The sequence below is a fragment of the Bradyrhizobium campsiandrae genome, from assembly GCF_014529705.1.
Taxonomy (GTDB): Bacteria; Pseudomonadota; Alphaproteobacteria; order Rhizobiales; family Xanthobacteraceae; genus Bradyrhizobium; species Bradyrhizobium campsiandrae.
Window position 1 is genome coordinate 1 of record NZ_JAANIH010000010.1, and the last position, 12,423, is coordinate 12,423.

The window sequence follows — 12,423 nt, forward strand, 5'->3', positions numbered from 1 at the left end:
TGTTGGCGCATCGGCTGGCTCTTGCTGTTCGGACGCCGGGTTGATTGCGCCTCCCAATGGCTCATCACGCCACTCGCGTAACGCGGGCAGGACCGGAGGCGAACCTTTCGCCCTTTCATAGAAAGCCCGATATGGCCGATCGAGATAGTGCCGGATTTTGGTCAATTCGAACGAGCGGGAGTTTTTGACCATCAGGATCGACAGCCGGGCCGACATCTCGCGGAGTTCGAGTGGGCTGCGCAGCGGGCGCGGTGTATAGTGAGGTGCCCAGACGCGCGGAGCGAAAATGCCCTGTCCTGGACGCTGGATCGGCGTTTTATAGACTTGTGTCGTTTCACCGAGCATCTCGGACACAAAGTCCGAGGTTTCGAGATCGTTGATCTGGATGAACAGCTTGATCTGCGAGCCCGAGACTGTGGTGATGCGCGTGTTCCTGCCGTAGAGTTCGTCGAGCTGCGCAATGTCCTGCATCACGATCGCCATCCGGAAGCCATATCCCGCGCTGATCGTGATCTTCGAGATCAACGAGTCCATTCGGCCGACATGGTAGAATTCGTCGAGCATGAGCAGCACTTGATGCGGCTCGTCGTCACCCGGAATCTTCACCATCATCAGATCGTGGATCTGCTGAAACAGGATCTTGATCAGTGGGCGAAAGATCGACAACTCCGCGATCGTGCAGCCGATGAAAATCGTCATCGGCTGGCGGCGCAGCTCGCGGATGTCGAAATCGGATGTTTCCGTCGCCGCAGAGATGAGGCCGTTGTTCCACAGCGACATCGCCATATTGACGTTGAACACGGCGCTGTTGCGGGTCTCGGGCTCCAACGCGATGTACTGGTTGAAGCTGTCGACCACCCATGCCGGTAAGTGCTGGCGTTCGGTCTTCACGATGGCGCGCAGCACCGAGGAGATATCCTTGCCGGTGGTTGTCATGCGCGCGACCGTGCGCATGTGCTGGGCGCCAGCGATCAGGGGCGACGACAACACGTACCCGATCAACGCCGAGAGCAGCAGCCGACCCGCGCCGGCCCATGTGTCGTCCGCTTTCTCCGGGATCACGAACGACGCCACCACCAGACAGTCCGTGGCCATCCGCTCGTCCCGTCGCACGAAATCGAGCGGATTGTAGCGATGCGTGTCGTTGGATCCCGGCGAGAACATGAAAACCTTGTTGCCTATCGCGGCGCGATGTTCTGCAAGCGCTTCGAAGTTTTCGCGCTTCGGATCGAAGAACACGGCCGAACCCTGCCAAAGATAGCCGTTCGGGAGGACGAAGCCGGTGCCCTTGCCGGAGCGTGATGGTCCGACGACCAGGATATGTGCGGGCTCGTCCGAGCGGAGCGTGGCGCCGTTCAGTGTTCCCAGCACGATCCCGCGCTTGGCGGTCAGGCCCTTCTTGGCCGCCTCCATCAGCGTGCCGAAGCGGGCGGCGCCATACGGCATCTGGCGGCGGTTGATGACCGCGAACAGCGCCCCCGCGAGTCCGATCGCGCCAACAGTGGCCACCGCATAGCCGGCGCGGATCAGTGCTTCGAGTTGGGTGCCTGGGAACAGGAGTCGGTTGTAGAAATGACGCCAGGCGATCAGAAAGAAGTCGGCGGAGCGATCGGCGTTCTGCATCCGGAACAGCGCCCAGCGGGTGGTGCCCTCACTCGGGAAGCGGCCCGGCGCCCAGCGCAGGGCAACAACGATCTCATAGGCCATGCTCCACAGCAGCCAGAAGGCGAGCAGCAGCAGGATCGCGACGCCGATCCTATAAGCGACGACGCGCGCCATGACGGCCTTTCCCAGTGGTCCGCTGTTCCTGCCATTCTACCATGCGCGAGAAATGCACCGCCGATGTGCCGCGCCATCCGCCGACCTTTGTCTGCTGAATGACGATCGGCAGCACCGACCTGATGTAGCCGACAATCTCGTCGCGGCGCAGGCCGAGCCCGGCCTGCATCACCATCAAGGCGAGTTGCTCGAAGGCGCCGGCAGGGCTGTCGGCGTGCACCGTCGTGATGCTGCCCGGATGCCCGGTATTGATGGCGCGCAAGAATGAGTAGGCCTCAGCGCCACGGATTTCGCCGAGAAAGATGCGGTCGGGCCGTAACCGCATCGAAGCCTGCAGCAGCGTTTCAACGGTGACGCGGGCCTCTCCTTGATCGCCTTTGGAAGCGACGAGCGGCAGGTAGTTTTTCTGGATCGGGTTAACTTCACGCGTATCCTCGATGGTGATGATGCGCTCCTCAATCGGCACCTCCTTGAGGATGGCATTGAGGAACGTTGTTTTTCCGGAGCTCGTCCCGCCCGAGAGCAAGATCGAGTAGCGGCTGACCACGGCGAGCCGGATAAAGTCCTCGATGCGGCCGGCGTCGAGATGCTCGCAGAGCTGTCGGTCGGTTTCCGACAACGCGCCCTCCCCCGCCGTCGTCACCTTCTCGAACGAACCGAGCTTGCGGTAATCGTCAAGCCGCATTTCCTTGATGACCTGCTTGCGGATCGCGAACGCGCCTCCCGCCGTCGTCGCCGGCGGCATCACGCCCTGAAAGCGCTCTCCGGTCGGCAGCGCCGCGGAGAGCAATGGATGCTCCTCGTTGACGCTCTGGCCCGAGTGTCCAGCGACCCGCTCGGCGAGGTGCCGGATGGCGTGCTCCGTCAGGCATGGCACCTCGTGCCGCTCCATTGCGGCCTGCCCGAAGCGCTCGACCCAAACCTCGCCCGGACCGTTGGCGCAAATCTCGACGACATGGTCGTCATCGAGCCAGGAGCGGATCGGATCGAGTGCGCGGTCAATGAAGACCGTCAGACTTCGCGCCAGCACGTTCACGCTTCAGCTCCCTCAAGGCTTCCTTGACCGGGTCCGGATAGAGCGCCGAAAAGTCGAGATCGCGCCGAACGAAGACGATGATCCGCGTTCCTTGGTCGAGGTAGATGGTTGGTGGGATATTGATCGAGTTTCTGAGCGCCTGCTGCGCGATGTTGGTTAGGGTCTGCGACACGTTTTGCGCCGCGATCTCCCGAGCCTGCAGGCTCAACTGGTTTTGGTTTATCCCCGTTTGCGTCTGCGTCACGATTCCTGTCACCGGATCCGTCGTCGTGATGATGGAGCCATTGCCGATCGTGTTGGTGTTCTGGCCATAAGCACTCAAGAACTGCGCTGCGCCGCCGACGATCGAGAGCATGATCGCCGAACCGAAGCGCTCCAGATAATGGTTGTCGACGAAGCCGGCGTTGCCGGCGCGCCCTAAATCATCGGTGCCGTTCGACCCGAGCTGCACCGAGACGCCATCCGATCGCAGCATCCGCGTCCAGACCACGAAGACTCGAGTCTGTCCCTGGGCGATCCCTGACTTATATTCACCGACAAGGCGGCTTCCCGCCGGAATCAGCACCCGCCTTCCGTCGAATGACCAGACATTCTCGGTGACGACCGCGCGTACCATGCCCGGAAGGTCGCTCTGAACGGCCGTCTCGAGAACGCCGCGAACCATCGTCCCCTGCGCCACGAGCGCGTCGATCCGGTTGTTCTTGGTCGCGCGCGATACCTCGACGCCGGCCGCGGAAACGGACGACAGGAAGCGACGATTAGGATCGTTCTCCGGGCCTGTGGCGGTCTTGCTGCCATTGTCCGGGGTTGCGGTGTTCGCCGATGCTGCGGCGTTGTCGGCAATGACCTGCGGAGCCCGAAGGCGCTCCCATTTCCGTCGCTCCTCCTCCTGCCGCTGACGCTCAAGCTCTGCTAGGCGGCGGGCTTCGTCGTCATTCGGTGGCGTGCCGGCGAGGGGTGCTTCAGGCGGAGGCGGCGCCGGCAGCGCAAGCGGCGGCGCGACCGGAGGCGGTGGAGGGACGGGTTCGGCTGGGGCCTGCGGGATGACGATAGTGCCCTGGTTGGTTTGCACACGAGGGGTGGAAAGCGACGGCGCCGGAAACTGCGTCGTCGTGAACTCCTCCTTGTCCGGCGTCGTCAGGGTGGGCGAACGCCGCGCGACCGTTCCGTAGATCATCCAGGCAGCGACAAGAAGCGCGCCGATTGGCACGCCGAATTTCAAAAAACTGCCGAGCGCGGTTCGACCGCGGGCGACGGAGGTTGCCGCCGTGGCTTCCAGTTCAAACGAGCGGTAATCGTCAGGCGTGGGCATGATTAGCCTCCCACGGTCGTGGCCGCACCCACACGTTGCGGCCGATAGGGCTCCAGCCCGTTCGGTTCATGCACGTTGGTGAGGCGGCGGTTGAAGATGCAGGTCGATTCCTGGCCGTTGCGCAGCGTCCACTGCGGCGAGACCTTGTCGACGATGACGTAGGGACCCTCGGTCCGGAAATTGACCAGGCTCTCGTTGCGATCCGCGTCGACGATGTAGATCGCCGGCGTCTCGCCCTCGAACCGGAACCAGGTCTTGGTCCCGTCGTCGAAGACCGCGACCGGCTTGTTCACCGAGGAGCCCTTGTAGCCATAGTCGCTGTTGGCGTTCGCGATGTTGAGGTCCTTGAGATTGGGGTTAGCGGCGCGCTCCTTCGCCTCGGCCAAAAGCTTCGCGCTCGCCTCGTCGTCGGGGAATCGGAAACGCACGGCGTAGATCTGACCGGACGGCGGCCGCGTATTCGAGCGCAACAGGAACGAATAGATGCGCTTGTCGGTGACGACGTTGAGGTTCGATATTGCGTTCTTGTCGACCGGCTTGACGAAAATAATGTCGCCCTTGCGGTTTGGTTCGACCTTCCAGGCAATCGAATCGCCGAGCGCCAGCGTTTCGATCTTCTCGTCCGGCTGAAGCTCGATCATCGTCGACGTACCGTAGCTGGCGTCGATCGCAGTCACATTGTCCCTGTTGTAGACGACATTCCGGACACGGGAATCGGTGCGACCAGGGCGCGGAAGCGCTTCCGCGTGAGCCGCGGTCGCCGTGATGCAGAGAATCAGACCGACGACGAGGTAACGCTTCATCATCGCTGCGCACTCCCCATCCCTGGAGAGGGCGCCGTCTCTTGATCGCGGCGATACTCCTGAACCTGAAAGCCAAGGGGATTGTCGAAGCGCCATTCGTTGCGCATCGGCGAGGAGGTGTAGCGGAAGCGAACGAGCGAAACCCAGTTGCGGGTGATGATGTTGGTCGACGATTTCTCCTCGGTGGAGAACCGTGCCAGCGCGGTCCGGTTGTTCGGGAACGTCACCGATTTGATCGTGACCGCGACAACCGTGTTGGTGCCGTAGACCTTGACTGGATTGTTGGGATTGGCCGGCGAATAGATCTCCGTCAGCTCGCGCGCCGCATCGCCGGTGGCCAGCAATTCGGCTAGGTCAAAGTTGTCCTTGAGCGCGCGCGGATCATAGGTTTCCCGCGCCTTGATGTAGCGGACGACGTTGAATGTCGTCACCGCCTCGTCTTGCGTCAACGGGCCCTCGGCCATCGGGCGCTTCACCTCGACGAAGCCGGTCGTCTTGTCGACCACAACCATATAAGGCTCGTAAGTCTTGAGCGGAACCAGCAGGGCCAAGGTGCCAAGCACCCCGACGGCGACGACCGTCATCACTGCGGCGACGATCCAGGCCAGGGCGCGGGAGTTACGATTGCGGCGCGCGATGTCGCGTTCCCAGGTCGCGCCGTCGGCGTAGTAGCGCGGATCGACGCGCGCAGGCTCTGTTGACACGGTTTCCATCATGGCCGACCTCCGCCACTCGACGCCGGCGGCACACCTGGATTACGCAACTGCTCCGCAAGTCGCCGAAATTCCGCAGATTGCGCCCATGACGCGGCGCGAAGACCGACGCGCGCCCGTTGGCGCGATGCGAGCTCCTCGCGGCGTGAGACCGAGGCCGGGTTGAGCGGATTGCGGAATGCAAGGCGCGTACAGCCGCCCGTGATTACGCCGGAATCGGGTGGCGGCAACGGCTACGTCATCAATGCAGGCCATCGCCGGGTGAAGCAGGCCATCGCCGCCGGCCTGGAGGAGATCGACGTGCTCGTCGACGAGGCGGCGAACGATAATGGCGCCATGCGCTCGATGATCGAGAACATCGCCCGCGAGGCGCTGAATCCGGTCGACCAATGGCGTGCGATCGAGCGCCTCGTCGCGCTCGGCTGGACCGAAGAAGCGATCGGCGTCGCGCTCGCGCTTCCGGTGCGCCAGATCAAGAAGCTCCGTCTTCTCGCGAACGTCCTGCCGGCGATGCTCGATCATATGGCGAAGGGCGACATGCCCGACGAGCGCCAACTGCGCACGATCGCGGCGGCTTCGCCCGACGAGCAAAAGGAGGTCTGGAAGAAGCACAAGCCGTCGAAGGGTGATCCGCAGGTTTCATGGTGGAGCGTGGCGCAGGGATTGCAGAAGACGCGGATGTACGCGCGCCACGCCAGTTTCGGCGACGATCTCGCCGAGGCTTATGGCATCCAGTGGGTTGAAGACCTGTTCGCTCCTGCCGACGAGGACAGTCGCTACACCAACGATGCCGAGGCATTCCTCGGCGCGCAGCAGGAGTGGATGACGGCAAATCTGCCGAAAAAGGGCCTCATCGCCGAAGTGACCAACTATGGGGAGGTGAAGCTGCCGCCGAAGGCGGAACGCGTCTACGGCAAACCGGCGAAGTCGGACTGTACGGCGATGTATCTCGATCGCGACGGCCGCGTGCAGACCGCTCACTATCGCATGCCCGTGGCGAAGAAGCCGAAGGGAAAAGGCGCGACGGCTTCGGATACCGGCGCCGACGACATCGGTGTCGTTTCGAAGACGCGTCCCGACGTCACGCGCAAGGGCGTCGAGATCACCGGCGATTACCGCACCGATGCGCTGCGCGAAGCGCTCGGCCGCGCACCGATCGAGGACGACTTGCTGATGGCGCTCTTGATCCTGGCCTTCGCCGGTCAGAACGTCTCGGTGACGACGGGCGGCGGGGGTGTCTACTACGGCCATAGCCGACTGGCGAAGAACGCGGTCGTGCTGTTCGACGCCGACGGTAAGCTCGCCTTCGACATGGACACGCTGCGTGTCGCGGCGCGCACCATGCTGGTGGACGTCTTCTCGTGTCGGGAAAACGCCACCAACAGCGGCATCGTCGCGCGGGTCGCCGGCGAGACGATCGGCGCGGATACCTTCCTGCCCAACATGGGCTCGGAACACTTCCTCTCCTGCCTGTCGCGTTCTGCCCTCGAAACATCCTGCAAGGACACGCCGGTGCTGCCGCGCCAGCGGGTGAAGGACACGCGTGCCGCGCTCGTAGAGCACTTCAAGAAGGGACACTTCGTTCATCCTTCCGCGCTCTTCGCGCCTGATGCTTCAAAGCTTTCCGAATGGTTGTCGTCGGGCGCGACGTCGGCAGACGACGAGGCTGAAGAGGACATCGCGGCCAACGGTGATGGCCTCTCCGATGAAGAAGCCGAGGCGTTCAGGGAGGCAGCCGAGTAACGACACGCACCGTTCCTTCCGAACCGTTCGCCGCCGCCGGTCATTCCGGCGGCGGTTTCGTTTCCATGCACGCGCACACAAGGAGGATTCGATGTCTGCGCACACCATCATCGACAACGCACCCATCGGCTCGATCGTCACCTGGTCCGACGGGACTCCGCAGTCACCGACGCGCTTCAGGAAAAAGCTCGCCTCGTGGCAGACCAACAACAGCCGAGGGCGCCTCATTCGCAAGCAGGGTGGTCGCAGCGCCGGCTGTATCCCCTTGTCGGCGTGTTTCACCCTGCACGAGGCCGACTACGGCGCCGGCGGCGTCATCGCCATTCGCGTCCACCGGACCTTCTCGTCGGACTCGATGCTTCATTTCACGATCGCCGAACGTCCGGCCATCGGTTGGGTCCGCGTGTTCGACCGCGCCGGCGACGACGCCGAGCTCGTTTATCTCGCCGCAAACGAACCCGACGCAAAAGAGTGGCTGACCCGCCACGGTTATCCGCACGCGGTGCTGGATCAAGTGACGGCCGACGAGGTCGGCGCGAATGCCGTCGAAGGGAGGGCAGCATGACCGCCCCCTTCCCCGCTGAAAGTGCGGCCGCGCAGGCCGACCCGTTCCCCAGAACTGAATTCGGCCGAAGCGGCGACGGTCTTGCCGTAGCTTGTGTCGCCGACACCGCCTTTGCCATGTTGCCGGCGCGTGACGGCCGGCATTATCTCGCGACTGCCTGGCGTATCAGCCGGCCGTTGACGGAATGGCGGCGCTCGGATTTCTACGGTCATTCCGGTGAACTCGCCGACGAGGCGGCATTCCGTACTCGCGTCCTTGAAAATGCCGAGCACCAACGTGAGCGCAAGATGCTGGGCCGCGTCGAGCAACACTCGCGCGCGCGCACGCCTTGGGGTGCCTCGCAGGGTGCGACGGTCTACGCTGAAGGCATCACCGCGCACTCCACTGCGGGGCATGGCGGTTTCAAGCTCTCGGCCGAGCGGAACCGCAAGGTCCACCCCATGCTGCGCGCGACGGGCGGTTGGTACGAAGAGGACGCCGCATGGGCGATCGTTGCGATCACCTTTCCGCAACTCTTCACCTCCTTCGAGCGGCGGTGCGCCGAGCGAACCATCAAGGCCCCTGAACATTAAAGGGGCACAGATATACGGTAGAAAGTTCAGATCACGAACAGCGACGGGCTTCCGCGCCACAGTCGAAGGTCGTAGAAGGGTGGAACTTTGCCGTTCGTCTCGCCCATCGGAACGAGACGCCATTCACAACACAAGCACCTAGGTTTGAACGCGGAAATGAGACATTTGCGGATGTAACAACCTTGCCGCAATGCAGCATCGTCCGCCTTGCACGCGGCGAAGGGTCACTTCACTGACGGATAGAGTCACAAAACCTTCGCGACCTTGACATCGAAGTGTCATCCACGAGCCCTACTGTATTGCGAAACGCAATCTCTGCGTCATTCACATTACAGATGGTGATCCATGAAGCCCAGCGATGCCGAGACCGACCGCAAATACGTGTTGCGGCTCAGAAATGTCGGTGTGACCTATTCAGGCGGAGTGGTGGCGCTCAGATCGACCACCCTCGATTTCTTCCAGCGCGAGTTCTCCGTTTTACTCGGCCTGTCGGGTGCGGGGAAATCGACACTTTTGCGCTCCCTGAACCTCCTTGTTAAACCTACCTCCGGCGAGATTGTCTCATCGGATTTCGGTGTCCTTGGCCCGACCGGCGCACTCCGCCAGCACCGGCGCCGAACGGCACTCATTTTCCAGCACCATCAGCTGATCGAGCGACATACGGCCCTCGCCAACGTCCTCACCGGCCGACTCGGCTATCACAATACCTTGCGCAGTTTCTTCCCGCTGCCCCGCGCGGACCTGGAACTGGCTCTCCACTGCCTCGAGCGCGTCGGTCTGGCCGACAAATCCATGACGCGTGTCGATCAGCTCTCTGGCGGCCAGAAGCAGCGTGTCGGGATTGCCCGCGCGCTGGCGCAGCAGCCCAACATCATTCTGGCCGACGAGCCTGTCGCCAGCCTCGATCCCGCCACCTCGGAGAAGATCCTCGAACTGCTTCGCCAGGTGTGCAAAGAAGACGGCATCACCGCCATCGTGTCGCTGCACCAGCTGGAATACGCGCAGCGCTTTGCAGACCGGATCATTGGCCTTGCCGGTGCACATGTTGTGTTTGACGGCGCTCCTGATGAGCTCAATGACGACAATTTCGCCGCGATATACGCCGGGCACCGCCGTGAGCCAATCGCACCCAGCCGGACGAGTAACCCCGCCTACGCCCAGCCACCGTTTACGCCTGAGATGGAGATGTCCCTATGAACCGCCTGCTGAAATTTGCCATTGCTGCCGCCCTTGCCATGGGGCTGGCAGCGCCAGCCCACGCCGCCAATCCGAATCCAGAGACTTTAAAGGTCGCACTGTTACCGGATGAGAATGCGTCCGAGTTGATCAAGCGCAATCAACCGCTCAAGGACTACCTCGAGAAGGAACTGGGCAAGAAGGTCGATCTGGTTGTGACAACAGACTACTCGTCGATGATCGAGGCAATGCGTTTCGGCCGGATCGACATAGCCTATTTCGGTCCGCTCTCGTACGTGCTTGCCAAGGGCAAAGCCGATATCGAGCCGTTTGCGGCAATGGTCAGCGACGGCAAGCCGACTTACCGCTCTGTCGTCATTGCCAACGCGAATGCCAATGTGAATTCGCTCAGCGACATCAAGGGCAAGAAGGTCGCTTTCGGCGATCGCGCTTCCACCTCCAGCCATCTGATTCCGAAGACGTTGATGGCGGAAGCCGGTGTCGTGAATGATCGCGATTACCAGCAGCACTTCGTCGGCAGCCACGATGCGGTTGCGGTGAATGTCGCCAACGGCAATGCGGAAGTCGGGGGCCTTTCCGAGGTGATCTGGAAAACTCTTCTTGAGAGAAAGCTCGTCGACGCAGGCAAGGTCAAGGTCATCGCCTACAGCAAGGAATATCCCCAATACCCGTGGACGATGCGCTCCGACCTGAAGCCGGAGCTGAAGGACAAGATCCGCACCACTTTCGTGAACCTGAAGGACCCCGCAGTTCTGAAGAACTTCAAGGCGGACGGTTTCGCCCCGATCACGGACAATGATTACGACGTGATCCGCGATATGGGAAAGTTGCTTGGAATCGACTTCGGAGCGATGTGAGGACGTGATGACGACGCTCGGCGCAACCACAATCAACACAACAAACCATTATCTCGATCAGTACAGTCGGGCGTGGATCCGGCAGTCTGCCCAGGTTGCTGCGGTACTCGCTATTGTGCTGGTTGCATTCTGGTATGTTGGTCTTCTGGATTTCGGGACCCTGGCAAACGGGGTTCCGGCCATCTTAACGCTGGCCCGCGAGGCGATGCCGCCGGATTTCACCAATGCGCGCGCGTGGCTCAAGCCGCTGGTGGACACCTTGGCAATGAGTATTGCCGGAACGGCAATAGCGGTGCTTCTGTCATTTCCGCTGGCTTTTCTTGCTGCCCGGAACACGTCGCCGCACACGATCGTATTTCATGTCGCCCGTACCCTGCTAAACGCTCTTCGCTCGGTCCCGGAGCTGATTATGGGCATCATTTTCGTTGCTGCCGTAGGCTTTGGTGCTTTACCCGGCGTTCTGGCATTAGGCCTGCATTCGGTCGGTATGGTCGGCAAGTTTTTTGCGGAAGCAATTGAGCATGTCGATGAGGCCCCCATAGAGGCTGCGCGCGCCGCAGGTGCAACTCCGGTTCAAGTGTTGTTCCACGCCGTCCTGCCACAAGTGTCATCGCAGTTCGCAGACGTATCCGTCTATCGCTGGGAATATAACTTCCGCGCATCCACGATAATGGGAATGGTTGGCGCAGGCGGTATTGGGTTTGAGCTGATGGGATCGCTTCGAATCATGTTGTATCAAGAAGTCAGCGCCATTTTACTCGTCATCCTGATAATGGTGACAATCGTCGATGGCCTGAGCGGCTATTTGCGGAAGAAATTCAAGTAAGGACCGGCCATCGTGAAACCGCGCGTCGTCATCACCCACAAAGTGCATCAGGAAACCTTGGATCTCCTCTGTGACCATTGTGAAGTCACTCCCAATCAAACTATGGAAACCCTGCCCCGCGAAGAGATTCGCCGCCGTGTCGGCACGGCGGATGCAATGATGGCCTTCATGCCGGACTGGGTCGACGCCGATTTCCTGGCAGCTTGCCCGCAGATGAAGGTCATCGGCGCGGCCTTGAAGGGCTACGATAACTTCGATGTCGCGGCCTGTACGGCCCGGGGCATCTGGCTGAGCATCGTGCCTGACCTCCTGACCGTGCCGACGGCTGAGTTGGCCATCGGCCTTACCATCGGCCTCACCCGCAAGATGATCCAGGCCGATGCCAGGGTCCGCTGCGGCAAATTCGCCGGTTGGCGGCCGGAGTTTTTCGGCCTGGGCATCGCGGGGTCCGCCATTGGTATTCTCGGAATGGGGGCGATTGGGCAAGCCATCGCCGAACGGCTGAATGGCTGGGGCGCAACGCTGCTATACAACGACCGGGTGCCGATCCCAGCACCCGGCGGCGAAGCTCGACCTAGTGTTGCTCGGCGCAGCCTGGAGGAGGTATTATCCGAATCCGATATCGTCATCCTGGCCCTGGCGCTGGCCCCAGACACCATCCATCTGATCAACGACAGGACGCTCGCCCTGATGAAACCAGGCGCATACCTCGTGAATCCATGCCGCGGCTCTGTCGTGAGCGAAGCTGCTGTTCTAACTGCGCTCACCAGCGGTCAGCTCGGCGGGTATGCCGCCGACGTGTTCGAGCTGGAGGATTGGGCTCGCGAAGACAGACCGCGGGAGATCGCTCCGGGCTTGCTGGGTCACCCAAACACGATGTTCAGCCCGCATATTGGCTCTGCTGTTAAGAAAGTTCGCTTGGCAATCGAACTGCGCGCTGCAGAAAATATCCTGCAGGCCCTTTCGGGTAAGCCGCCAATGGATGCCGTCAACAATCCGAGACAAGTGGCTTAGATCGGC

At 61.7% G+C, this 12,423-nt stretch carries 10 protein-coding genes and 2 pseudogenes; 7 read left to right on the forward strand and 5 right to left on the reverse strand.

The features are described from left to right. From G8O24_RS09290 to G8O24_RS09310, 5 genes are all read right to left on the reverse strand, one after another. The coding region (locus G8O24_RS09290; RefSeq protein WP_188098580.1) for a type IV secretory system conjugative DNA transfer family protein at window positions 1-1,779 on the reverse strand (1,779 nt) is incomplete at its 3' end. Next, the gene (virB11, locus tag G8O24_RS09295) at window positions 1,757-2,815 is read right to left on the reverse strand and encodes a P-type DNA transfer ATPase VirB11 (RefSeq protein WP_188098581.1); all 1,059 of its coding nucleotides are present in this window, start codon (window positions 2,813-2,815) and stop codon (window positions 1,757-1,759) included. The genes virB11 and G8O24_RS09290, both read right to left, overlap by 23 nt. After that, complete coding sequence (gene virB10, locus G8O24_RS09300) at window positions 2,778-4,127, reverse strand: type IV secretion system protein VirB10 (RefSeq protein ID WP_188098583.1); 1,350 nt, start codon at window positions 4,125-4,127, stop codon at window positions 2,778-2,780. Before virB10 ends, virB11 begins: the two co-directional genes overlap by 38 nt. A gap of 2 nt (window positions 4,128-4,129) precedes the next feature. Then, a complete protein-coding gene (virB9, locus tag G8O24_RS09305) occupies window positions 4,130-4,933 on the reverse strand; it encodes a P-type conjugative transfer protein VirB9 (RefSeq protein ID WP_188098585.1) in 804 nt (267 codons plus the stop codon). Then, window positions 4,930-5,646 (reverse strand): VirB8 family type IV secretion system protein, encoded by a 717-nt coding sequence (locus G8O24_RS09310; protein ID WP_188098586.1) that lies wholly within the window; start codon window positions 5,644-5,646, stop codon window positions 4,930-4,932. The genes virB9 and G8O24_RS09310 overlap by 4 nt, the downstream gene beginning before the upstream one ends. A 183-nt stretch (window positions 5,647-5,829) precedes the next feature. Between G8O24_RS09310 and G8O24_RS09315 the strand changes: the two are divergent. The 7 genes and pseudogenes from G8O24_RS09315 to G8O24_RS09345 form a co-directional block, all read left to right on the forward strand. Continuing rightward, window positions 5,830-7,386, forward strand: a pseudogene (locus G8O24_RS09315) (plasmid partitioning protein); the annotation flags it as partial. A 91-nt stretch (window positions 7,387-7,477) separates the two neighbouring features. Further along, a complete protein-coding gene (locus tag G8O24_RS09320) occupies window positions 7,478-7,951 on the forward strand; it encodes a UCP036055 family protein (protein WP_188098588.1) in 474 nt (157 codons plus the stop codon). Next, window positions 7,948-8,508: pseudogene (locus G8O24_RS09325) on the forward strand (DUF7007 domain-containing protein); the annotation flags it as partial. The gene G8O24_RS09320 and the pseudogene G8O24_RS09325, both read left to right, overlap by 4 nt. A 360-nt stretch (window positions 8,509-8,868) precedes the next feature. Beyond that, window positions 8,869-9,720, forward strand: a complete 852-nt coding sequence (phnC, locus tag G8O24_RS09330; RefSeq protein ID WP_006023687.1) for a phosphonate ABC transporter ATP-binding protein — start codon at window positions 8,869-8,871, stop codon at window positions 9,718-9,720. Then, window positions 9,717-10,577, forward strand: coding sequence for a phosphate/phosphite/phosphonate ABC transporter substrate-binding protein (gene phnD, locus G8O24_RS09335; protein WP_006023686.1), 861 nt, complete (start codon window positions 9,717-9,719; stop codon window positions 10,575-10,577). Before phnC ends, phnD begins: the two co-directional genes overlap by 4 nt. Before the next feature lie 7 nt (window positions 10,578-10,584). Further along, on the forward strand, window positions 10,585-11,403 hold the full coding sequence (gene phnE / locus G8O24_RS09340) for a phosphonate ABC transporter, permease protein PhnE (protein WP_006023685.1): 819 nt from the start codon (window positions 10,585-10,587) through the stop codon (window positions 11,401-11,403). A 12-nt stretch (window positions 11,404-11,415) separates the two neighbouring features. Then, window positions 11,416-12,417 carry a phosphonate dehydrogenase gene (locus G8O24_RS09345; protein WP_006023684.1) on the forward strand — a complete coding sequence of 334 codons (1,002 nt, stop codon included), beginning with the start codon at window positions 11,416-11,418 and terminating at the stop codon, window positions 12,415-12,417. Window positions 12,418-12,423: the final 6 nt, after the last annotated feature.